The sequence below is a fragment of the Luteitalea sp. genome (assembly GCA_009377605.1).
Lineage (GTDB): Bacteria > Acidobacteriota > Vicinamibacteria > Vicinamibacterales > Vicinamibacteraceae > WHTT01.
Map to the genome: position 1 here is coordinate 1 of WHTT01000086.1, position 22,155 is coordinate 22,155.

General features: G+C 66.0%; 19 protein-coding genes and 1 pseudogene. 1 reads left to right on the forward strand and 19 read right to left on the reverse strand.

The features are described from left to right. Positions 1–86 precede the first annotated feature (86 nt). The 19 genes and pseudogenes from GEV06_22515 to GEV06_22605 form a co-directional block, all read right to left on the reverse strand. Positions 87–896, reverse strand: a complete 810-nt coding sequence (locus tag GEV06_22515; protein ID MPZ20657.1) for a TIM barrel protein — start codon at positions 894–896, stop codon at positions 87–89. Positions 897–938: 42 nt separating this feature from the next. Then, positions 939–1,772 carry a semialdehyde dehydrogenase gene (locus tag GEV06_22520; protein ID MPZ20658.1) on the reverse strand — a complete coding sequence of 278 codons (834 nt, stop codon included), beginning with the start codon at positions 1,770–1,772 and terminating at the stop codon, positions 939–941. 4 nt (positions 1,773–1,776) lie between these two features. After that, complete coding sequence (locus GEV06_22525) at positions 1,777–3,204, reverse strand: DUF4038 domain-containing protein (GenBank protein MPZ20659.1); 1,428 nt, start codon at positions 3,202–3,204, stop codon at positions 1,777–1,779. A 49-nt stretch (positions 3,205–3,253) separates the two neighbouring features. Beyond that, positions 3,254–4,243: an AraC family transcriptional regulator gene (locus GEV06_22530; GenBank protein MPZ20660.1), complete on the reverse strand. Its 990-nt coding sequence runs from the start codon at positions 4,241–4,243 to the stop codon at positions 3,254–3,256. A gap of 9 nt (positions 4,244–4,252) precedes the next feature. Continuing rightward, positions 4,253–5,233, reverse strand: coding sequence for a ribose ABC transporter permease (rbsC, locus tag GEV06_22535; protein MPZ20661.1), 981 nt, complete (start codon positions 5,231–5,233; stop codon positions 4,253–4,255). Next, entirely contained in the window at positions 5,230–6,813 is a 1,584-nt protein-coding gene (locus GEV06_22540; protein MPZ20662.1) for an ATP-binding cassette domain-containing protein, read from the reverse strand. Before GEV06_22540 ends, rbsC begins: the two co-directional genes overlap by 4 nt. Next, positions 6,810–7,787 (reverse strand): hypothetical protein, encoded by a 978-nt coding sequence (locus GEV06_22545; GenBank protein MPZ20663.1) that lies wholly within the window; start codon positions 7,785–7,787, stop codon positions 6,810–6,812. The genes GEV06_22540 and GEV06_22545 overlap by 4 nt, the downstream gene beginning before the upstream one ends. Further along, positions 7,787–8,815 (reverse strand): substrate-binding domain-containing protein, encoded by a 1,029-nt coding sequence (locus tag GEV06_22550; GenBank protein MPZ20664.1) that lies wholly within the window; start codon positions 8,813–8,815, stop codon positions 7,787–7,789. Before GEV06_22550 ends, GEV06_22545 begins: the two co-directional genes overlap by 1 nt. A 14-nt stretch (positions 8,816–8,829) precedes the next feature. Then, complete coding sequence (locus GEV06_22555) at positions 8,830–9,867, reverse strand: gfo/Idh/MocA family oxidoreductase (GenBank protein MPZ20665.1); 1,038 nt, start codon at positions 9,865–9,867, stop codon at positions 8,830–8,832. 68 nt (positions 9,868–9,935) lie between these two features. Further along, a complete protein-coding gene (locus tag GEV06_22560; protein ID MPZ20666.1) occupies positions 9,936–11,840 on the reverse strand; it encodes a hypothetical protein in 1,905 nt (634 codons plus the stop codon). A 54-nt stretch (positions 11,841–11,894) separates the two neighbouring features. Beyond that, a complete protein-coding gene (locus GEV06_22565; protein ID MPZ20667.1) occupies positions 11,895–12,314 on the reverse strand; it encodes a hypothetical protein in 420 nt (139 codons plus the stop codon). Between the two features lie 22 nt (positions 12,315–12,336). Continuing rightward, positions 12,337–12,828 (reverse strand): hypothetical protein, encoded by a 492-nt coding sequence (locus GEV06_22570; GenBank protein ID MPZ20668.1) that lies wholly within the window; start codon positions 12,826–12,828, stop codon positions 12,337–12,339. A gap of 87 nt (positions 12,829–12,915) precedes the next feature. Next, positions 12,916–14,142, reverse strand: coding sequence for a tetratricopeptide repeat protein (locus GEV06_22575; GenBank protein MPZ20669.1), 1,227 nt, complete (start codon positions 14,140–14,142; stop codon positions 12,916–12,918). A gap of 14 nt (positions 14,143–14,156) precedes the next feature. Further along, positions 14,157–17,633, reverse strand: a complete 3,477-nt coding sequence (locus tag GEV06_22580) for a hypothetical protein (GenBank protein MPZ20670.1) — start codon at positions 17,631–17,633, stop codon at positions 14,157–14,159. Continuing rightward, positions 17,623–18,675 carry a tetratricopeptide repeat protein gene (locus tag GEV06_22585; protein ID MPZ20671.1) on the reverse strand — a complete coding sequence of 351 codons (1,053 nt, stop codon included), beginning with the start codon at positions 18,673–18,675 and terminating at the stop codon, positions 17,623–17,625. The genes GEV06_22580 and GEV06_22585 overlap by 11 nt, the downstream gene beginning before the upstream one ends. After that, positions 18,672–19,334: pseudogene (locus GEV06_22590) on the reverse strand (DUF4038 domain-containing protein). The gene GEV06_22585 and the pseudogene GEV06_22590 overlap by 4 nt, the downstream one beginning before the upstream one ends. Before the next feature lie 48 nt (positions 19,335–19,382). After that, positions 19,383–19,592 carry an AraC family transcriptional regulator gene (locus GEV06_22595; GenBank protein MPZ20672.1) on the reverse strand — a complete coding sequence of 70 codons (210 nt, stop codon included), beginning with the start codon at positions 19,590–19,592 and terminating at the stop codon, positions 19,383–19,385. 607 nt (positions 19,593–20,199) lie between these two features. Beyond that, entirely contained in the window at positions 20,200–20,499 is a 300-nt protein-coding gene (locus GEV06_22600; protein MPZ20673.1) for a type II toxin-antitoxin system RelE/ParE family toxin, read from the reverse strand. A 6-nt stretch (positions 20,500–20,505) separates the two neighbouring features. After that, positions 20,506–20,925, reverse strand: coding sequence for a hypothetical protein (locus GEV06_22605; GenBank protein MPZ20674.1), 420 nt, complete (start codon positions 20,923–20,925; stop codon positions 20,506–20,508). Here GEV06_22605 and GEV06_22610 point away from each other — a divergent pair. Further along, positions 20,896–21,981, forward strand: coding sequence for a transposase (locus GEV06_22610; protein MPZ20675.1), 1,086 nt, complete (start codon positions 20,896–20,898; stop codon positions 21,979–21,981). The two genes, GEV06_22605 and GEV06_22610, sit on opposite strands and share 30 nt — an antisense overlap. The last annotated feature ends 174 nt before the right edge of the window (positions 21,982–22,155 follow it).

The following is a 22,155-nucleotide window of genomic DNA, read 5'->3' on the forward strand; positions in this document are numbered from 1 at the left end:
GAACGCGAATTCCTTTCAGGGTGTTTGCAGCACAATTGGGAATTCGCCAGCCATAACCTTGATAAGCCGCACCGTTACGGTCATGGTCAGAGCTCAGCGCCCGCCAGAACGGCTTTCAGCCGCTCGATGCTCGCGTCGGCCCCGGCCCGTTCGAGCCGCAGCGTGCACTCCACCGTGTCGGCCGGCGACAGCCACGCCTCCAGAATCACGCTCCCGCATCGCCCGTACGTGCGGACCCGGTCGATAACTTCGGCAATCGGCAGCTGACCTTCTCCGAGCGGCCGTCCCTCGACAACGAATCCCATCAGGTGCGGCAGGCGCGAGATGCGGACGTCCTTGACGTGCACGTTCACCGTGAGCGGGGCGAGCGCATCGACGACGGTCGCGAGTCCCTCACCCGCCCCGAGCGAGTTGGCCGTATCCAGGCAGATCCCCGCGTGGGGTGTACCGGCCGACTCGATTATCCGCCGCATTGTAGCGGCGGGAAACCGATCGTGATTCTCGAGCGCGAGCGTCACGCCGCGCGCGGCGAGCTCCGCCGCGGCATTGCGGATCACGTTCGCAACGTCGTCCGGCGACGGCTCGTACGCCGCCGAATCCGCCACGAACCGAAGCACTCGCGCGCGGCACTGGCGGCAGAGGTCCAGGTATCGGGCCAGGTGGGCGTCTGTTAGCCCGCGCGCCCCGAGCTCGATCTCCACCCCCGCTGCGTCGGCGGCCTCGACGAAGGCCGCGAGCCGCGTGCCGTGCCACTCGTGCACGGGCATGTTGTCGCCGAGCTGCAACACGGCCAGGCCGTGTGCCCGCGCGAACGCGAGCAACGCGTGCTCGTCGAGTGGCGGCCGGCCGTGCCTTACCGCCCACCCGAACGCGAAGGAGCCGACGCCGGCACGCATGCGTAAATGCTGTCGGGGTCCGGCTGGCCGGGCCCGCACCGGTCACCGCGTCGTGATGTCGCGCACCTGGTCGCGGATGTCTGAAAGCTCGAAAATCCGCTGCCAGTTGTCCCTGAAGAGCACCGACCGTGCGCGACGGGTGATCTTGTACGCCGCATCGGAGAACGTGCCGTCCACCTCGCCGAAGAGCACCGCAATCTGAATCCGCAGGTGCCCGAGGGCGAAGTCACGAACCGCCTCCGCTGGAACCCCCGCGGCGACGACCCGATCGCAGCCTTCCTTCACGGCTTCCATGCACGTCTGCGCGAGTGTCTCGACCAGCGCGGGTTCGAGCATCGCCATTTGCTCGAGGCTCACGCGGTGAACTCGGCTGACCGGCGCGTACATGTCCCTGGCGATTGCGACGCCGAGCTCGTAGTGCGGTTCGCCGCCGCGCATCAACGCGCAGATGATCGCCTGCTTCGCCGAGATGCCCCCGTAGAAATCCCGGAACGCCTGCTCGGTCGGCTCCCAGTTGAACACCGAGGGGTGGCACGGATGCGCCACCACGCATGCCACATCGTCCCGGTGGGGGATCTGCCCATCGAGAGGCGCGGCCGGGTCGAGCGTTATGAGCAGTGAGCCCGGACGCATCCGGCGGAGCACGCGCTCGGCGATCTCGCCCATGGCGACATCGGGGACCGCAAGGATCACGACGTCGGCGGCCTCGACGGCCTGGTCCTCGGCAACCACCCGAACGCCGCGAGCCTTCAGGTTCTCAAGGCCCCGCGGGCCCACCTCGACGTAGTCGACGAGATACGAGCACTTGAGGAAGTTGTCCGTCAGACGGCAGCCCATCTTGCCGCCGGCGCCGATCAGGGCGATTCGCGTGGACATGGATTTACTTGATGCCCTGGCGTGCACCGGGCAGCGGGTAGGCTCTGGATTCGTCATCAAGGACGAGCACCCAGTCGAGCATCTCCCCGGCATCCGGCGGGGTGAACGTCCGCTCCCCAGTGTTCGGGAAGGTTCCGATAACGGTCGCCGTTCCGGTGCGCGGATCGAACCACGAGGCCCTCACGCGGGGGCCAGCGATCTTGTCCATCCGCACTAAAAAGGTGCGTCCAACCGGTGCGTATACCATCGCATAGGTGCCTTCCGCGTCACGGGTGCCGACAAAGCGATATCGTCCGGCGCCGGGCACGCTCGTTGGCACCCGGCTGCTCACGATGATGTCAGGGTCGGGCACACGGGTCAAAAACGGCCTGGACTCCATCAGCGCCCTGCCGTGCTGCATCTGTGCTGCGCCCGGCTGCTCGATGGCCTTGGTCCACGGCATCAGAGGATCGTTGACGGGATCTCGTTCGGGAGTCCACATCTGCCAGACGGAATGATGACCGTACGTGTGACCGAACGCCCCCGTGAACAGGTCCCAGTACAGCGTCCGCCGGACGTCGCTCGCGATCGAGTGCCCCAGCTCTTTGGCGTTGAACGAGACCGGGTGGTCTTCGTAGATGGGCTCGCCGTCCAGCACCGGCTTCACCGGCGTTCGGTCGTAGTCCTCCCGGGTCTTGTCGTAGCGTCCCGTGAACTCCGTCACATGCCCGTTCTGCCGCATGTTGAAGTCGAGCCACGGCTCGTCATGGAACCAGGTGGACGAACCGGTCCCTCCGGGGGGATGGAACGTGATGAGATGGGCGCCGCCATCACCTGCCCTGAGCCCCTGCGCCATGGCCCGCACGATTTCCCGGTGCACATCGTTCTCGATGGGCCGGTCGCCGCCGACAATCCAGATGACGTTCGCGTCCCTGTACCGTCGGCCGAGCCATTCGCCGTACACGCGGGCGGTCTCCGGCGTGAAGATCTCCGGTCCGACGCCCCATTTCTTGTTCCACTTGTCGCCCCACGTGGGCAGGAGTCCGACGTACAGGCCGAGGTCGTTCGCTTTCGCGAGGATCCAGTCGACGTGAGCAAAGTACTTCTCGTTCGGCTGCGCCGGGTCGTTGTTCTTCAGGGGCGTGTGCCCGTAGGCATTCGGGACGTTCAGCCCGTCGAGCTCCGCCAGCGCTACAGCCTGGATCACGGTGAAACGGCGCTCGGCGCGGTTCTTCAGGTACCGCTCCGCTTCTTCCCGGTTCAGGCGGTGAAACAGCTCCCAGGCCGTGTCACCGAGCCAGAAGAACGGCCGGTTGTCCGCCGTCACGAGAAAGCGCCGGTTCTCGGAGACCTTCAGCGCCGGCAGCGGTCCCGCGAGTGCGGGGCTGCCGGCCGCGAGCGCCGCGGCGCCGGTCAGCACGGCCGCCGCCGCGCGAAAGAGGGCTGTTCGCATGGATACGCACAGTACAGCGGCGTCCCGCCGCCGTGCTAGGAGAGTTGGGTCAAATCCTGGGAGGATTTTGACCGCTCAGGCCGAGCCGGAACTCGCGCGGCGACCGGCCGAACGCCCGCTTGAACCGCTTGTCGAAGTAGCTCTGGTCCGAGAATCCCACCTCGCTGGCGATTTCCGCGATCGTGAGCCCCGTTTCTCGCAGGAGCCGGGATCCGTTCGAGAGCCGAACGTGGTTCAGATACGCCACAAGCGTCATTCCGGCCACCTTCTTGAAGGTCTTCATGAACTGCGGCCGGCTCATCCCCGCGATCCGGGCGGCCTCGGCAATGGTAAGGCGCTCGGCATAGTGTTCGCGGACGTGATCGAACACCGGCTTCAGGCGCAGCGAGCGCTGCTGATGCCGCAGGAACTCCCAGTGCATCAGCTCGGAGGCGGGGAGACGGCGCCCGAGTTCGAAGAGGAGCTGCAGCAGGAAGGCCTTGCAGCCCGCCCGCTGCATCGGTCCGTTTCTCGAACCGAAGCGGCACTCGATCAGCCGCCGCAGCGCATCGGCGGCCTCCGGGGCGCGCGGCAACGCGACAATGCGCGTCTGCGGCTTCCGACGCGGATGGAAGGGCAGCAGAAACGCATAGTCGTACGACGGCGAGCCCAGGCTGTAGACGAACTCGGGCCGGAACGAGATCACGATCGCCCGCGTATTGAACCCGGGAAAGTCGACGACGTGGTGGAGCGTGAGATTGTCCACGACGAGCAGGTCACCGCGGCGGAGTTTCGCCGTCTCGTCGCGCATGCGGAAGAGCGTCCGGCCGTCCAGCGGAACGAACAGCTCGAGACGCTCGTGCCAGGTGGCGCCGCGGGTGTGCCTGAGCGAGGAGTAGTGAAACAGCTTGATCGCAAGTGCGAACTCCTCGTCGAGCGGTATCTCATAGCGTCCGCGCGAATCGAGCTGCGCCGCGATGTCGTGTGGCTCGAACGGCAGCCGCGAGCAGGCGGCGAGCAGATCGTCCCAGGCGCGCGATGGCCGAACCGCGGGGCACATTCCGATATTCTAGCGGAGCGCCTCCCCGGGCGCGCCGGCCCGCCTCCGCAGCGTATCGAGGAGCACGGCGGCGAAAATGACCGCCGCGGTAATCAGGGGATAGAGATACGGGTTGGCCTGGAGGATGACAAGAGCGCTGAAGATCGTCTTCAGCAGCAGCGCACCGGCCACCGTTCCGGGGAGCACGCGGCCCCGTCCGCCGTACAGGCTGGTGCCGCCGAGCACCGCGGCCGTGATCGCCTCGAACTCGTACAGCTCGCCGAATCGCGGCGATACCGTTCCCAGACGCGAGAGCGCCAGCAGGCCGGCGAGGCCGGCGCAGCCGCCGCTGATCACGTACACGGCGGCGGTCGTGCGGATGGTATGGATACCCGTTTTGCGTGCGGCATCCGCGCTGGCGCCGAGGGCATAGAGCTGCCGGCCGAACGGCGTCGACGACAGGACGAATTGGCCCACGAGGGCGACTCCGGCGGCCACCCACGCAATCAGCGGGATCCCTAGCCAGGAGCCGGCGCCGAATGCCAGGAACGGTTCCGGCAAGTTGATCGCTCGCGTCTCGGTGATCCATCGCCCCAGCCCACGGCCAATGTATAGCGTCGACAGCGTCGCCACGAACGGAACCAGGCGGAAGCGGGTCACGAGCCATGCGTTCACCGCGCCGCCCGCGAGACCCAAGCCCACCATCGCCAGGGCCGCGACGCTGAGCGGCCAGCCCCCGAGCGCCAGATGCCCGGCGAGACCGGCGGCGATGAACATGAGCGCCCCCACCGACAGGTCGACGCCTCCCGTCAGCAGCACAAACGTCATGCCGACCGCGACGACGATGGTGGGTGCGGCCTGCGCCAGGATCTGCGTCGCGCTGTCGCCGGTGAGAAAGCGGTCGGATTGCAGGCCGACGAGCAGCAGGGCCGAGGCCAGCAGCAGCGCGGGCGCTGCCCGCAGCAGGCGGCTCAAGGCGGCCGTTCGCGCGTAGGTGTTGGCCCGGTTCACGTCCGCTCCGACACGGATGCGGGCAGGGCGGCCCGCAGCAGGCGTTCGCGGTCGAACTCCGCCGGCGCGAAGCTGCGGACGATGCGTCCCTTCCGCATGACGAGGAGCCGATCGCAAATCCCCAGCAGCTCGTCGAGGTCCGATGAGATCACCAGCAGGGCGGACCCCGCCTCCGCCAGCTGGTACAGCAGCTCGTAGATCTCCGCGCGTGCGCCCACATCGATGCCCCGCGTCGGCTCGTCCAGGATCAGCACGCGCGGCCGCGTGAGCAGCCACTTGCCGAGTACGACCTTCTGCTGGTTGCCACCGCTCAGCCGCGCTACGGGGACGTGCGTTCCGGCATGCCCGGTCAGCCGCACGTCCTGACCGATCCGGTCGACGGCCTGGCGGATGGCGGTGGGATCGAGCAGGCCAATCGGTGTGCGCGAGAAGGCACGCAGGCTGGCGAGCACCAGGTTGTCGGCCACGGAAGCGCCCAGGCACAGGCCTTCGAGCCGCCGATCCTCCGTAACGAAGGCGAGCCCTCGACGGATTCGCTCCGCCGGACTCCCTGCGAGCGGGGTCCCATCAAGCAGCATCTGTCCCGACACCGAGGCGTCGAGCCCGAAGATCACTCGCGCTAGCTCGGATCGTCCGGCGCCCATCAGACCGAACAGCCCGAGGATTTCATCCTCATGGAGCGTGAAGCCGATCGCCGGCAGCGGCTCGATGCCCTGCCCGCGACGCGGATCGGCGGCCTGTGCCACGCCGAGCGTGACGTCCCGCAACTCCAGCACCGGTTCGCGCGGCAGGGCAGCCCTCCGGGGTGGATAGAGCTGGCGGGTCTCGCGTCCAACCATGTGGCGGATCAATGCGTCGACCGAGAGCTCGGCGGCCCGGCCGGTCGCGACCACCGCGCCATCCCTGAGTACGGCGATGGCATGACACACGCGCAGAACGTCGTTCAGTTCATGCGAGATATACACGACCGACAAACCGCTCGCGCTCAGCTCGGCAATGAGCGCATGCAGGCGCTCGCGCTCCGCGGCGCCCAGCGACGTGGTCGGCTCGTCGAGAATCAGCACACGCGCATCGGCGCCGAGCGCACGGCCGATTTCAACGAGCTGCCGTTCACCCGCCGAGAGGCGCTCGACCCGCGTACCCGGATCCCGGCTGAGGCCCACCCGCCGCAGGAGCGCGGCCGCCCTCTCCCAGGCCGCCGTGCGGTCGATCCACGGCAGGCCAGCGCGACGGGGCAGGTTCGTGAGCTGCAGATTTTCGGCAATGGTGAGGTTCGGAAAGACGGTCGGCTCCTGGTGCACGAAGGCGATGCCGGCTCTGGCCGCATCCGCAGGGCTCCTGGGGGCGTACGGCAGGCTGTGCACGAACATGCGGCCCTCGTCAGCCCGGACGCTTCCCCCCAGGACGTTCATCAGCGTGGATTTCCCGGCGCCGTTCTCGCCGACGAGACCCAGCACCTCACCGGGCTCAAGCGTGAGGTCGATTCCCCGCAGCACTGGGATCCCGCCAAACGCCTTGCGAATACCGTCGAGAGCCACTCGAGGGGCCCTCGACTGCGGTGCTTCCGGCTGCTTCGTCATCTCCGCTCCCTCGCCGAGTCGACGATGGCCGCAACGAGAATCACGAGACCCTTCAGCATCGTGATCATGAAATCGGAGAGGTTCAACAGGGTCAGCGCGTTCCCCAGCATCGCCAGGAAGAGGACGCCGACGGCGGTGCCCCAGACGCCGCCTCGTCCGCCCTTCAGGCTCGTGCCGCCGATCACGGTCGCGCCGATGACGTCGAGCAGCAGCTGACGGCCGTGCGTGGGGGAGGCGGTTTCGAGATGACCCGTCAGCAGCACGGCGGCGACGGCGGCGAGCGTACCGCTCACCACGTATGCGGCGGCGGTGACCATGCCAACCGGCACACCCGAGACTCTCGCGGCCAAGGGGTTGTACCCGACGGCGCGCAGCATGCGCCCGTACCGGATGCGTTCGAGCAGCCCGCCGGCTGCGAGCGCGCACCCGCAGGCGACCAGCGCGGCCGCTGCCGGACTGGACCCGATCGCCACGAAGGCGCGCGGGAGCGCAAACATCGTCTCCGTGCCCGCGGCCAGCCGGACGAGGAGCACGGCGAGGCCCCCGGCGAACATCCCGCTCACCAGCGTCACCATGAACGCCGGCATGCGGAGCATGCCCGCGCACAGACCGTTGCCGAGGCCCGCGAGGGCGCCGGTCGCGAGCATGGCGAACAGCCCGGCCGGCACGGCCGCCGCGCGGCCCGCCAGCCACCCCTCGTCGCCGCTCATGACGATCCCGCCGACGACACTCGCGAGCCCGACGATCGCCGGGGCGGAGAGATCGATGCCCGCCGCAATCAGCACGAACGTCTGGCCAGTCGCGAGCAGCAGCAGCGGCAACGACGAGATCAGGATGGCGCTGATATTGGCAGCGGAGGCGAACCCTGGAACGGCGAGGGCGAACGCCAGAGCGGCCCCGGCCCAGAGCAGCAGGATTGGTGCACGGATGGCCTCGGCGATGGGGCCAGCGCGAAGGGCCGCCGCGAACCGCATCAGGGCGCCTCGGCGCGCTTCGACATGACGGCGCCCCACATGCGCCCGGCGAGCGACGACAGGTTGGCCTGCGTAATCACGAATCCGGGATCGTCGAGCCGCGCGGGTGGTGGCGTGCCGGCCTTCGCCTCCTCGATGACCCGGATGGCCTGCTCCGCCTCCCAGAAGACATCCTGCACGCCGGTGGCGTCGACGTATCCGTCGACCATCAGGCCGTACGCGGTCGGATCGCCGTCGAACCCGGCGAGCAGCACGTGCCCGGGCTCGCCGACCTTCTTCCACCGGCCCCTGGCGCTCAGGACCGACTTGATGCTGGGCAGCATGAAGTCGGACGAGGTGAAGACGAAGTTGATGTCGGGATGCGCCTGCATCGCGCTCTCGAACCCCGCCAGCGCCTTCTCCTGGTTCCACGCGGTCGGAATGCGCGCGACGACCTCCACGAGATCGCCCGCGTCCCGAATGGCCGCCTCGAATCCGTCCCGCCGTTCGATCGCGTTGACGTCGCTCAGGTCGCCGAGCAGGACCGCCGCCTTCGCCTTGCGGCCGGACGCCCTGACCTGGTCGACGAGGTACGCCACCGTCTCCCGGGTGATCGCGAAGTTGTCCGGCGCGATCGTCGTGTGCGGCGCGTCGGTGCGGTCCGCCGGGCGGTTGAAGAGCACCACCGGGATCCCCGCGGCGTTCGCGGCCCGAATCATGGGGATAACGGTCTTGCCATCCTTCGGCACGAGGATGATGCCGTCGACCCGGCGGTTGATGAACGTACGCACCTGCTCGAACTGCCGGTTCGGATCGCCGTCCGCCACGGCCTCGAGCATCGTGATGCCCCGCGCGGCGGTGTCGGCGCGGAGCTTGTTCCAGGCCGCCACCCAAAACTCCGTCTGGAGCGTTTCGAACGCCACGCCAATGGTGAGCGGCGCCCGGCCGTCGCCGCCCGGAGCGCTGCCCTCACCGCAGGCGGTGCACACGAGGGCCGCGGCCGCGAGCGCGTTCAGGATGCTCCACCGCCGCCCGATGTTCCCGTTCATCCAATCGCCTCCTGTCAGAACCGGAACTCCCGTCCTCGACGCGCGCTGTCGTATGCGGCGAAGACCAGCCGCAGCGTCTTGAGATTGTCGTCTCCGGTCGTCTCGCCGCCGCCCTCGCCGCGGAGGCCGCGCAGCAGGTCGGCGCAGCACAGCACGAGGCTGGCCTGGGCCACCTCGTACCGCGGATCGGCCCATGCGTAGCGCGGAGGCGCATGCCGTGTCACCCGTGTGCCGCGCCGTGTGGTGACACGGATCACGTAGTCGGCGGCGAGCTCGATCGAGCCGTCCGTACCCTCGATGAACGCGAGCGTCTGCGGGAAGACCTCGCGGACGGACGGCTCGAGGGGCGTTCGCGCGTAGCCGAGCTCCACGGTCACGTGCGTACGCGCCCGCCCCATCGTCAGCAGCAGCGTCGCGAGGTTCTCACCCTTCACGTGCGGGAGCGTCCGGGCCGCGCGGCAGTACAACGTGCGGGCTTCGCCGAAGAGCACGCGCGCCACGTCGAGCAGGTGCGTGCCGAGATCCGTGAGGATAAACCGATCCAGCTCGCGGAGCGCCGACTGGTTCGCGAACACGTCGTAGCCGGAGACCATGGTGAGACGCGCGCGCAGGGGGACGCCAATGGTGCCCGCATCAAGCAGCCGACGCAGTTCCCTCATCGGCGTCTGCCAGCGCCAGTTCTCGTGCACGAAGAAGCGCGTCCTGGCCCGCCGGAAGGCGCTCACGATCGCAGCGGCCTCCCGGTCAGAGGCAGCCAGCGGCTTCTGACAGATGCATGCGACCCGGTGACGCGCGCACAGGGTCGAGACCGGCGCGTGCCCGCCGACCTCGGTGATGTTGTCCACGAAGTCGGGGCGCACCTCGCGCAGTAGCTGCTCGGGGTCGTCGAAGACCGCCGGGATCCCGAACTGCCGGGCCACGGCCTCGGCCTTGCGGCGGGTGCGGTTCCAGATCGCGACGCATTGCACGCCACCCACTTCGCGCCAGGCAGAGAGCTGGAACGGTGTCCAGAATCCGGCGCCGAAGACGGCGAAGCGGAGCGGGCGCGACATCGCGTGAACCAGTTACCACTCCCTGCGGCAGCCGGATTGAAGGAAGCGAACCAAAGCTTGGATAAAATTCACCGATCCACGAGACGGCCGTCCACCCGTGCCGTGGCGAACGCATTCAGCGCGAGCGTACGCCCGGCGGGTTGGTGCCCGTGCTCCCGGCGGAAGCCCGCGCGATCCCGGCCGGCGCGTTCCGCCGTATCGATGTCGAGGATGCGCACGTGGTCGGCCTCGAACGATGCGGGCAGCGGCACGTGGCGACGCGATCCGGTCAGGTTGGCCAGCAGCAGCACCGCTCGCGACGCATCCCGGCCCACGAGCAGCGCGGCCCCCGCATCGGGTTCTTCGCCGTCCGCCACCGCCGGCTGCAGCGTCAGCCGTCCGCCAAAGCACTCACGAAGATCTGCCAGCACGTGAAACAGTGGATGTGTGCCCGTGGCGGAGCCCAACTCGCGGACGCTCTCCAGGAACGTGACGCTGTCGACGCCCGCCGTGGCGAGATGGGCGGCCACTGCGAGCGTCCAGGCCCCTCCGAAGAGACACGCGTGCAGGGGATGCGCCGTTGGCGGCGGCGGGAGAGATCCCCTTGCGCGCGGCCCGAGCGTCACGGGTGTGACGGCCGTCCAGGCGTTCCGGTGCCGGGCACGGACGCTGCGAACCTGATCGCCAGCTGCCGGCGGCGTCTCGGCCAGGCTCGTGAGATCCGACGCGTGGGCATGCGGGTTCATGGACCAGCATAGCAGTTCCGCCTGCGGCGGCGGGACGAGGTGGAACTGGTAGAGATCCATCCGGCTGCCGACCCCCGGCGAGCCCAGATCCGGTCGGCGCGCGAGCAGCCGGTCGCGCACCAGCGCCAGCACCTCTGCGCTCGTAGTCGGCCTGTCGGCCGCGAAGACGAGCAGCCTCGCCAGCCTGAGATCGGCCGGCAGCAGACCCGCGAGTGCGTCGAGCACGGGTCCCGATGCGGGCGCGACGTCCAGCGCGAGCTCGAGCCCGCTGCCGAGCGCGCGGTGAAGGTCCAGGGCATGCTGCAGGTGTGCCCGCCATGCCTCGGCCTCGAGCGACACGTCGGCACGGATGTGTACGGGGCGGAGCTCGCGAAGCAGTTCGAACGCAGAAGAGTCGAGTGGCCGATCGAGCACCCCCAGACCGACACCCACGGGCGGGAGAGCGCCCGCGGGAGCGTCGACCGGCACATCAGCGGGTACGCGCTGGCGGCCACCCGGCGGGGGCGTGCGGGCGGACGCTCGCGACACGACTCGGAGCGTCACGCGCTGCTCGATCCGCGTACCGGCGGCGACGACGACAGGTTTGGGAAGTGCCAGGGGTGTGCTGTACGTCTTGAAGCTTGCGTCGATCCAGTTGCGCTGGTCCTCGGTTTCGAAGCGATCGCCCTCGAACGCGAGCTCGATCCGGGTGTCGCGGCCTGCGTCGTAGGCAAGCGCGGAGAGGTCCGTGAATCCCTCGATCGGCTGTTCGACCGCGACCAGCACCGGAAAACGGAGGTCGCGCTGCGTGCCCGACGTCAGGGTCGCCCGCACAGGTCTGCCTGCGCACTCGCGTATCGGGTGCAGCACACAGAGGCCAATCCGGTTTCGTTCGAAGCTGGAGAGCGCTTCGCCGGAGAAGGCGAACGTCACGGTGCCGTCCGATGCGCCCGTCAGCGTCGCGCGCGACACGAAATGAATGGGGCCGGCGCGATGGTCGGAACGGTAGCTCGCGTGAAAGCAGTCTGCATCGCCCTCCAGCACCAGGTCCGAGATCTCGCCCGGGATGGTGGCCCAGTACGCATCGCGCACCGCGCTATAGATGCGGCGGACGACTTCTCGGCGTGCCAGGCGAATCGAGCGGAGGTCGCCCGCTTCAAACACCAGTGTCAGGGGTCCGGCGCGGAGCAGGATGCGCTCGGGCAGCGGCCCGGGCGATCCGTGGAGGACCGGGTTCGGCGCAAAGGGGTTCGCCTGGCGGTGCTCCACGTGCGCTGTCCGTTCCAGTGTACAGCTCCCTTGTAGCATATTCACCGGATGGGGCTACTTGACGCGCTTGGCGAGCACGGGGCCCGGGGGAGGCGCCCAGCGGCCCCGACCGCCCTTTACCGTGAAGGTGATCTCGTCGCCGCTGTCGTTCAGCGTGCCGGTATAGACGACCTTGGTCGGTCGGTCGCTGCCTCGCCACACATAGAAGGAGACCGTCCGGCCATCGACGGCGCCGTCGAAGATTTCGCGGTTGACCGGAGAAATGGGCGTGCTGCCCGCCGGGCCTTCGCCGGAGCCCGCGAGCTCACCGACCACGTCGGTGTCCACCTGATTCAGCGTCAGCACCTGGACCTGGGGCCCGAATCGGCCGGTGGTTTCGATCTCCCACTTTCCGGACACGTTCACATCCGACTGCGCGAATGCCGCGGCGCTGAGCAACGTGGCCAACATCAACGCGCCCATCACTGCCTTCATGGGTTCCCCTTTCGCCTCTGCGCTACCGCCTGGATGCCGGGTTCGCTGACGGCGTCGTCGCGGGCGCTCGCGCCGAGCCCACGGTCACGATCACTCGGGTGTAGCGCGTGAGCGGCGGCGTGCCGGAATCCGTCACCTGGCCGATCAGATGAATCGTGTCACCCGTGTTGGCCGCGTCCGGGACGCGCATCGAGGCGATGCCTCGATGGGCATCGCTGATCGCGACGGTGCCGCGATACGTGCCCGGCTCCTGATACTGCCACCACGAGAATCGCAGCGGGTCGCCGTCCGGATCGGTTGATGCGCCGATATCAAGGGTCAGGGGAGCGCCGGGAACCGGGTTCGTGACGGAGTCTGCACCGACCGTCGTCCCGGCCTGCGCCTGAGGGCCGGCGGGAGCCTCGGTCCTGCCCGGGCCGCTCAGGAGCACGGCTCCCGCAAGGGTAGCGCCGAGCAGGAGCGCTGGTGTGCTCCGCGCGCGTCGATGTGTATCTCGGGTCGCTGATCGTTTCACAGTCTTCGCCTCCCTGTGGTCAGAACGCCGGGCGCACCGACAGCCGAATTGCGCGTGGATCGAGCGTGGCGCGACATGTTCTCTGTTTCAGTGTCGTACGCCGCCCCCAGTATTCGGTGTCCCCGAAGGATCCTCTGGGAGGGGTGGCAGCCTGAGCTCTCCGTCTGCATAACCCGTCCTGGGGCCGAGATTCCTTTCCTGCTCCTCTTCAGTAAGTCGTTTGATGACGGCTTGTTCCCGGGCGTAATCCTCAGTCCGTTTCAGTCTGCTGTATGTCATGGCCAAAAGGACGTGAGCAGGCCTGAAGTCCGGCCGCTGTTGGACGACGCGTTCGAGCGCTTCGGCGGCTTTCTCGTGCTTCCCGCCCGCGCGGTAGACCTGCGCGATCATGTAAAGGAGCGCGCTGCTGTCAGGCTTCTGTCGCAGGGCGGCCAGCAGCCGCTCGGACGCCTCCTGATGCCGCTTCTCCCTGAGATAGAGCCACCCGAGGTAAGCGTTCGCCTCAAAGTCGTCCGGGTTCTGCGCCAGCGCCGTCCGGAATCTGTGTGTCGCCCGTTTGGGCTCTGACAAGAACATGTGCGCATAGCCCAACTGCGTGTGCAGCGTCGGCAGCCGGTCGTTGAGTGCCTTGGCCTTGGTCAGTTCCTGGAGCGCCGCGCGGTACTCCCCCTTTGCGTTCAGGATCGTGCCCCTGACCAGACAGATCTGCGCGTCACCGCTCGACCGCAGCGGCCCCTCCAGCAGCGCTTCCGCTTTTGCGACATCGCCGCGTCGGATATACGCCGTGGCGAGCGTGTGGGCCGCCTCAGCGTTATTGGGGTTGGCTCGCAGGGCTGCCTCGAGCGCGGCAATGCCCTCCTGAATTCTTTCGAGCTTCAGCAGCGATAATCCCAGCAGGTGAAGGGCCCGCGGATGACCGGGATGGGCGGCCACCACCCGGGCCGCTTGACGCTCGGCCCGCCCGAACTGGCCCGCACGGAAATGAGCCAACGCGAGAAACAGTCGGACCATGTGGAGGTCCGGTTTGATTGATAGAGCCCGGCTCAGTCGCTCGATAGCCTTGTCGTGTGCGCCGAGGTTCAAATAGACGAGTCCCAAATTGGACAGCGCATCCACGCGCCCCGGCGACAGCGTCAGCGCTTCCTCATAGGCCAGCCGTGCGCGTTCCAAATCACCGCTGCGCTGGAACTCGACGCCACGGTTGAAGTGCGTCCGCGACTCGTCTACCTGCGCCGAGGCTGTAGCGGGAAGGAGGGCCAACAGCCACAGCAACGCTGGTGTTGCGATCGGTTGCCTTTTCTTCCTACCCGACATTGGTCTACCCAGTATCAGAACTCCAAGCGAAGTGAGAACTGCATCTGTCGCGGGGCCCGAGCGCTGATAACCTGGCCAAATTGGCCGTTGACCTGTCTGCCGGCCGCGTCGAAGCGGGCATCGTTATCCACGTCTTCCCACTGCGTGTGGTTGAACAGGTTATAGACCTCCCACCGGAGCTGGAGGCGAGCGCCGCCGATGGGAAAGTGTTTGAGCAGCGCGAAATCCCAGTTGTGGATCCCTGGACCGCGAAACACATCCCTCGGGGCGTTGCCGAAATCGCCCACCCCAGGCGCGGCGAACGCATCCGTATTGAACCAACGCTCGAAGCTGCGCTCGCCACGAGGGAGGATCGGATCCGCAATCACATTCACGCGTGGCGGGTCGCCGCCACCGTGGCGGTCAACTCCGTCAGTCCGGAAAAGATCGATCCCCAGGGGCGTCCCGCTGGCCATCGTGGTGATACCAGCGACCCCCCAGTCGTGGAAGAGCAGGCGGGTCACACGATTCCCGGCGAACAGTTGCGCGTTGGGCAGGTCCCAGAGATAGTTGAACACGAAGACGTGCGTCTGGTCATACCCCAGCTTGCCATAGAGGTAGCTCCGGACATCCCTGTAGATCGGCAGGCTCCCGTTGTCCTGATCCGAGATGCCCATCGCCTTCGACCACGTGTACGCGACGCCCAGTTGGAGCCCCGCCGTGTAGCGGCGGTTGACGCCCACCTGCAGCGCGTGGTAGTTGGAAAAGCCCGTTTCCTCGCTAAAGCTGATGTTCTGGAACCCGGGGTTAGGCCGCAGGAAGTTGTCCGGTAGTGGGCGACCCGTCGTCGCGTCCTGGCTGCTCTCCAGAAACCGAACGCCCGGGGCCAGCGTGTTGATGTTCCGACTCTGGCGCAGGTTGCGGCCCTCACTTCCCACATACGTGACGTCGAGGACCGTCCCGAAACCGATGTCCTGCTGAACGCCGAACGACCAGCGATAGATGGTCGGCACCTTGTCGAAGTTCAGATCGAACGACTGGTAATCGGTCGGGAAGAAGACCTGGCCGGCGCTGAGAAAGCTGTCCAGGTTGCTATAGAAGATGGTCGGGCTTTCCAGGATCGGTGGCGCGGTCGTCGTCGTCCACATCGAGGCCTGAGAAGAGAAGATGGTCTGCTTGTGCACGCCGAAACCGCCGCGGACCGCCGTCTTGCCGTTGCCAAACAGGTCATAGGCGAACCCGGCGCGGGGCGCGATCTGGACGGCCGGGCGCTCGCGGAATCCCTCGGGATAGCTTGAATCGCCGCCCACGACGACCCCGGCAAAGCGGTCACCTGAGCCTGGCGCGAAGGCCCCGATCAGCGGCTCAGGGGCAAGTTCCCCGGTAACGGGATTCCTGGCCACCCGTCTGCCATCAGGGTCCAGCGCCGGAACGTACAACTCGGGCACGTTGGCGGCATCATAGCGGCTCAGTGCGAACGCCGCTCCCTCATCGTCGCGCAGCCGCCAGGGAATAAATGAGTAGAACCGCGCGCCATAGTCGATGGTCAACCGCGGCGTGACCTTCCACGAGTCCTGAGCGAACCATTCAAAGGTATGGATCTGCGCCCGCCCGCTCGACAGCCCGCTTGACTCGGCGTAACTTCTGAAGTTCCCCAGCAGCGCGTTGGCAAAGGGGTGGTTACTATCGAACGGATTATTGGCGTCGCGACCAAAATCGAACGTCCCCATGTGACGGCCCACAGCGCTGGCGCGCGGGCCTTCGCTGGCGTTGTTGAGCTCATAATACACCCCAAACTTCAAGGTGTGATTGTTGGCCACCCACGTCAAGTTATTGGTGATCCACACCCTTTCATCGCCAGCGGCAATTGGCGTCCGCGGGTCAAAATCGACATTCGCCGCATTGGGAAGCCCGCCGAAGAACATTCGCGGAATGAGGTTGAGCGGATTCGCATTCAGGAAGAGTTGCCCCAGGCTGTCGAGCCCATGCCTGTCGCGCCGAACGTTCTCCAGCTGAAACTCGTCGTTGAGTGTACCCAGTTCTTTGGCCTCGCTGTAGCCAACGTTGAACTCATTGACGATCGTCGGCGAGATGATCCGGTTGTAACTGCCCGCGTAGGCGTTCGTGACGTACTCGTAATGGTGCTGCTGGAAGAGAAAGTTGGCGCCGAAAGCCGTGCTCTGGAACTGTCCTTGCCTGTCAGACGACCACCACCGGGGACGGAACGAGATGCGGTCCCGCTCGGTGGGCTTCCAATCGATCTTGAGCTGCGTCTGGGCTTTCGGCTGATTCACAATCTCCTGGTCGCGGTAGTTGAACGCGCCCTCGGTGATGCCCGTGTCGAGCAAGTTCGGCAGGGGCAGCAGCGAGAGCAGACTTTGCCCGATCGGGTGAATCCTGTCGGCCGGAATGATGTTGCCAGGGAACGGCTTGCCCGTCGTTGGGTCGATGGCCTGAATTAACTGGCCGTTCTGGTCGACACTCTGCGAGAAATCGCCCCTCCGCTCGAGCTCCGTCGGCAGCGTCGCTTGCAGGATGGGTCCCGGCAGTTTGATCCGCCAGTCCTCGCGGCTGACGAAGAAGAACAGCTTGTCCCTATTGCGGTTCAACCGGCCCGGGATGTAGGCCGGTCCGCCGAGGGTCACGCCGAAGGTGTCGTACCGAGTGAGCGGCTTCGGGATGCCCAGCCGGTTGTTGAAGAAGTTGTTGGCGTTGAACCGCTCGTGGCGCTTGAAATAGTAGCCGCTACCGCGAAACTGCTGCGTTCCGGATTTGGAAACGATATTGACGTTCGCGCCTGGCAGGCGTCCATCTTCGGCGAGGTAGGTGTTGGATTTGACGCTCACCTCCTCTATGGCGTCCATGCTGACGGACATCGTAAAGAAGTTGAGCACGTCGATGTCGTTGCCGGGCTGGCCGTCCAGTTGAAACGTGTTCCAGTGGCTGCGGAGCCCCTGCATATTGGGAGTGCCAGTGCCCCAATTCTCGCCGAGCGAATCGCTGCTCGCGTTCTGGGACACGCCGGGCAGCACGGTTATCAGCGAGACGATGTCCCGGCCTTTCGACATCAGCCCCCCGAGCTGTTCGGTGGTGAGTATCGCATTCTGTCCCGAGGTGTCGGTCTCAACCGAGGCGCCGGTGGCAGCAACCGTGACCGTATCGGTCACGTCTCCGACGGACAACTGCAGATTGCCCAGGGCCAGGCTCTGGCTCGCACTCACGACGAGGTTGGTTTTCGCGAAGCTGGTGAAGCCTTCGGCCTCGACCAGGACGGAGTAGCTGCTCGGAGGGACGTTCGGGAACACAAAGATCCCGGCGTCGTTCGACTCCGTGGTTCTCACGTCGCTGGTTCGCTCGTTCATCAAGGTGATCGAGGCACCGACAATGATGCCCCCGGACGCGTCAACCACGGTTCCGGTAATGCGGCCCGACACTTGCGCCTGAGCCGGACTGCAGATAGCGACCACGCACACGAGCGTGACGAGCGCGCAGCACCAGGGTCTAACGGACATGGCTCCTCCTCCCGTAAGGCCTGCCTGGATCGTCCGGAGAGCGATTGCCCGTGCCGCTCTCGTTGAGCTCGCGAAACAGCTGCATTTCGCGCGCTGCTTCGGACTTCTTGCCCAGCCTCTTGTAAACCCTCATTAACAAATAGTGCGCAGTCTTATCGCGCGGCTGCAGCGCGGCCGCATCCATGAGAACCGGAAGGGCCTCGTCATACCGTCCGAGGTATGTCAGTGCTTGGCCAAGAAGCGTTCGAGCTTCGGATGATGTCGAATCAATCTCCACGGCCCTTTTCAGAGGCGCCAGACTCTGCTCGTGACGATGCAAACTGATCAAGAGCCGAGCGAGATAGAGAAACGGAGTGGCTCTCTTCAGGTGTTGCTGCTCGGCGAGCTCAATGGCCTGGTGGTATGTGCGAATGGCCTCTTCCTCTTTCCCGCGCTGCTCTTTGGCCACGCCGAGAAGGATGTAGGCATCCAGGTAGTCAGGTCTGAGGTTGATAACGTCCCGTAAAATGGTTTCGGCCCGGTCATACCGTCGATCGCTCAGTTGGTGGAGTCCGAGGTAGTAACGGGCCATGAAATCGCGTGGGGCCAGTTCGACTGCAGCCTCAAAATAGGGCCCGGCGAGATCTCGCCTCCCCAGGGACACGAGGTTCAGTCCGGCGAGCTTATATACGTCGGGATCGCCGTCTGACAGCGTAAGGCTGCGCGCGAGTCTCTGGATAGACTGCAGATACTGTCTCTCCTTGTACAGAATCATGGCCTCGAAGAAGAGCAAACGTGGCAGTTCGCCCTGTATGGCGAACTGCTCACGCAGCTTCTCGCGTGCATCGTCCAATCGGCCCAGGTCAATGAGTCTGGGGAGCGTGAGGCGCGTCGGGTCATGACGATTGACGGAGCTGGACCTCACCCCCTGTGGGTCGACGACGCTCTCGACAATGCTGCCGGCGGCGACCTGGGCTAGGGCGGCCTTCGGAGAGTACATGAGTGCAACAAGGCCGAGGACGGCCGGAAGCACGCGCCTACGCCCTTGCAGGGTCTTGCTCATCCACACATCCGACGCGAGTAAGGCCCGTCGAGGCCGCCTCTCACAAGGTCAACGATGTGCCGTGTCCATGTGTATGCAGATAGGCACCGGTTATGCGAGCCTGCCGCATGTTGAAGTCGACCCATGGCCCGCGCGATGTCCCGGTGCACATCGTTCTCGATTGCCGGTCGCCGCCGACAATCCAGATGACGTTCGCGTCCCTGTACCGTCGGCCGAGCCATTCGCCGTACGCGCGGGCATCCTCCGGTGTGAGGATCTCCGGTCCGACGCCCCATTTCTTGTTCCACTTGTCGACGTGCGCAAAGTATTCCTCGTTCGGCTGCGCCGGGTCGTTGTTCTTCAGGGGCGTGTGCCCGTAGGCATTCGGGACGTTCAGCCCGTCGAGCTCCGCCCAGCGCCACAGCCTGGATCATGGTGAAACGGCGCTCGGCGCGGTTCTTCAGGTACCGCTCCGCTTCTTCCCGATTCAGGCGGTGAAGCAGCTCCCAGGCCGTGTCACCGAGCCAGAACAACGGCCGATTGGCCGCCGTCACGAGAAAGCGCCCGTTCTCGGAGACCTTCAGCGCCGGCAGCGGTCCCGCGAGTGCGGGGCTGCCGGCCGCGAGCGCCGCGGCGCCGACGAGCACGGCGGCCGCCGCGCGAAAGAGGGCTGTGCGCATGGACACGCACAGTACAGCGGTGCCCGCCGCCGTGCTAGGAGAGTTGGGTCAAATCCTGGGAGGATTTTGACCGCTCAGGCCGAGCCGGAACTCGCGCGGCGAGAGGCCGAACGCCCGCTTGAACCGCTTGTCGAAGTAGCTCTGGTCCGAGAATCCCACCTCGCTGGCGATTTCCGCGATCGTGAGCCCCGTTTCTCGTAGGAGCGTCTGGTTGGTCGTGCCATCGAGACGCCGGACCCACACGGTCCGGACTGCCATTCGGTGCGTGACTCGCAAACTCTTTGCGATCGCGACGTTTGACTCGAATGCCTCGTCGTGGTGGGACCCTGATGGTGTCCAAGGAGCCTCGTGCGGACTTCACCCTGACATGTTGCCACCAGGCTGTTGCCTGAATTTGACCGTTGCCCGGTTGTCGGCGACAGTGCAATTAAAGGCAACATGCTTTGTTGCGGATGTCATCCAGGGACGGCTCGCCTCGGGCTGGAGCGCCAGCATCCTGGAAGCGGCCAAGCGTGGCGGAAGCACCGCTGTGCCTGGTGTCGTAACGCCGAAGGTGCGTCAACCGGGAGCCTTGGCTGGCACGGTCCTGATCAACGCCAAAGACGCGTGTGGAGCCCAAGGACGCCGACCACTTGGCCGCCAGCCTTGGCCCAACTGCGGATCGGCCCGTCCTGATTGCAGCCCCGTTCCTCAGCCCGCGATTTCCTGGACTGAGAAGCCCTCGTCATCCGGGCGAAGCGTGGCCCGATCACGAGCGTCGACTGGCCGGAACTCTTGCGGCGGTGGTCCCAGGAATACTCGCCCTTCCGACGGCAGGGCGCAACGATGTACCTGGCGCCCCGAGGAATCCCGGCTGTCTGCCGGACTAGCGCGCCCGTCGTTGCCAGACCTTCGGGTTCCTGCGCTGATGCAGCACGGCCAGGATGACAATCACATCATCGGACGCACGGAAGTAGACGGCGTACGGGAACGTGTGCAGGAGCGCCCGCCGGACGCCGCGCCACACGATCGGAAACTGGAGTGGCCGCTCACGAATGCGTGCGAGCGTCCGGCTGACTTCGCTGAGGAACTTCGCCCCAAGTCCGGCTTGCTCGTCGTCGTACCATCTTGCGGCATCCGCGAGATCGACCTCGGCGAGTGGTCGAACGATGAGCCGGCGAGGCATGCCGGATCAGTGCTGGCCGTTGAGGCTCTTGCGAAGTCGCTCCTGAACCACGTCCCAGGTGTCGCCGGAGTCAGGCGTCTCCCGGTAGTCCTCCAGGCGCTCGTCGAGGATGTCGCGGTGCCATTTCGGAACCGGAATGGTATCGGGGCCGGCCGTGATTCGGTCCCACAGCGACTGTAGGTAGTCGATCTTCTCGTCGACCGACAGGTCGTCGAATCCAGGCGGTGGCAGCGGAACGGGGTTCGGCATCGTGCACTTCCGGCGCTTCCATTGAGTATATCGCGGGCCTGCCTGCTCGACAACGAGGTGCGGCTGAACGGTGTCGATGACCCTGTGCATGGCGAATTGCAGATTCGTGAGCGTTTTTCGAATTCGCAATCTTGCTAGGATTGTCCGGTGCGCGATCTGGCCGTCCTGTTTCTGCATCTGCTGGCGACAGTCGCCCGCCTGGCCGGTCCCGGCGGCGCGCGTTCCGTGGTCGCCGAATCCGTGCTCGTCAAGCAGCAGCTGCTGATCCTCAATCGTTCCCGAAAACGGTCCCCCAATCTGCGTTTCTCCGATCGGCTGGTCGCCGGCGTGTGCGCGCTCCTCATGCGCCCGCGCCGGCTGATCCGTTCCGCGATCATCCTCAAACCCTCAACGCTCTTGAGCCTGCATCGAGCGCTGACACAGCGGAAATACGGGCGGCTCTTCTGCTCCACGGTGCCGACGAAGCCCGGTCCAAAGGGGCCCACCCAGGAAATCATGGCCGCGGTCGTCGACATGAAACAGCGGAATCCGTCGTGGGGTTGCCCCCGGATTGCTCAACAGATCGCCCTGGCCTTCGGCGTTCCCATCAACAAGGACGTCGTGCGGCGCATCCTCGCCGTTCGGTGCCGGTCCGCACCAGACTCGCCTGGGCCGTCGTGGCTCACCGTCCTCGGTCAGACGAAGGACAGTCTGTGGAGTCTCGACTTGTTTCGTTGCGAATCGGCCGTGCTGCGCACCCACTGGGTGCTCGTCGTGATGGACCAATGCACACGCCGCATCGTGGGCTTTGGCGTGCATCGTGGCGACGTGGATGGCGTGGGACTGTGCCGGATGTTCAATCGCGCGACTCGAGGCCAATCCTCGCCGAAATATCTCAGTTCGGACCACGATCCCCTGTATCGGTTCCACCAATGGCAGGCGAATCTGCGCATCCTGGACATCAGGGAGATCAAGACGGTGCCGTACGTGCCGCTCTCCCATCCCTTCGTTGAACGGCTGATTGGCACCATTCGGCGCGAATGTCTGGACCGCACCCTGTTCTGGACGGCCGCGGATCTGGAGTCGAAGCTCCTCGACTTCCAACGGTACTATAACGGCCATCGCACACATGCGGGGCTGGACGGGCGCACGCCGGAATCGAGCACAGATCCTGGCGGCGTCCGCGCGAGTGTGAGTTCGTATCGATGGCAGCCGCACTGTCGTGGGTTGTATCAGACGCCGATGGCGGCGTGACGCATGTGCGACGGATGCGCCTGGGGTAACTTCCGAAACTCGCGACGTCTTGAATGCCACCGTGTGCGCAGGGCTTGAGTGAACCTGGCCCTGACACAGGGTCGGGCCAAATCACAGGAACGCGAATTCCTTTCAGGGTGTTTGCAGCACAATTGGGAATTCGCCAGCCATAGG

What these genes read in the sequence shown, in the direction of transcription:
- GEV06_22580 (MPZ20670.1), bottom strand. Translation starts at nt 17,633, where the DNA reads ATGTCCGTTAGACCCTGGTGCTGCGCGCTCGTCACGCTCGTGTGCGTG.
- GEV06_22525 (MPZ20659.1), bottom strand. Translation starts at nt 3,204, where the DNA reads ATGCGAACAGCCCTCTTTCGCGCGGCGGCGGCCGTGCTGACCGGCGCC.
- GEV06_22595 (MPZ20672.1), bottom strand. Translation starts at nt 19,592, where the DNA reads ATGGCAGTCCGGACCGTGTGGGTCCGGCGTCTCGATGGCACGACCAAC.
- GEV06_22515 (MPZ20657.1), bottom strand. Translation starts at nt 896, where the DNA reads ATGCGTGCCGGCGTCGGCTCCTTCGCGTTCGGGTGGGCGGTAAGGCAC.
- GEV06_22540 (MPZ20662.1), bottom strand. Translation starts at nt 6,813, where the DNA reads ATGACGAAGCAGCCGGAAGCACCGCAGTCGAGGGCCCCTCGAGTGGCT.
- GEV06_22555 (MPZ20665.1), bottom strand. Translation starts at nt 9,867, where the DNA reads ATGTCGCGCCCGCTCCGCTTCGCCGTCTTCGGCGCCGGATTCTGGACA.
- GEV06_22565 (MPZ20667.1), bottom strand. Translation starts at nt 12,314, where the DNA reads ATGAAGGCAGTGATGGGCGCGTTGATGTTGGCCACGTTGCTCAGCGCC.
- GEV06_22550 (MPZ20664.1), bottom strand. Translation starts at nt 8,815, where the DNA reads ATGAACGGGAACATCGGGCGGCGGTGGAGCATCCTGAACGCGCTCGCG.
- GEV06_22605 (MPZ20674.1), bottom strand. Translation starts at nt 20,925, where the DNA reads ATGCAGAAACAGGACGGCCAGATCGCGCACCGGACAATCCTAGCAAGA.
- GEV06_22575 (MPZ20669.1), bottom strand. Translation starts at nt 14,142, where the DNA reads ATGTCGGGTAGGAAGAAAAGGCAACCGATCGCAACACCAGCGTTGCTG.
- GEV06_22520 (MPZ20658.1), bottom strand. Translation starts at nt 1,772, where the DNA reads ATGTCCACGCGAATCGCCCTGATCGGCGCCGGCGGCAAGATGGGCTGC.
- GEV06_22600 (MPZ20673.1), bottom strand. Translation starts at nt 20,499, where the DNA reads ATGCCTCGCCGGCTCATCGTTCGACCACTCGCCGAGGTCGATCTCGCG.
- GEV06_22585 (MPZ20671.1), bottom strand. Translation starts at nt 18,675, where the DNA reads ATGAGCAAGACCCTGCAAGGGCGTAGGCGCGTGCTTCCGGCCGTCCTC.
- GEV06_22530 (MPZ20660.1), bottom strand. Translation starts at nt 4,243, where the DNA reads ATGTGCCCCGCGGTTCGGCCATCGCGCGCCTGGGACGATCTGCTCGCC.
- GEV06_22545 (MPZ20663.1), bottom strand. Translation starts at nt 7,787, where the DNA reads ATGCGGTTCGCGGCGGCCCTTCGCGCTGGCCCCATCGCCGAGGCCATC.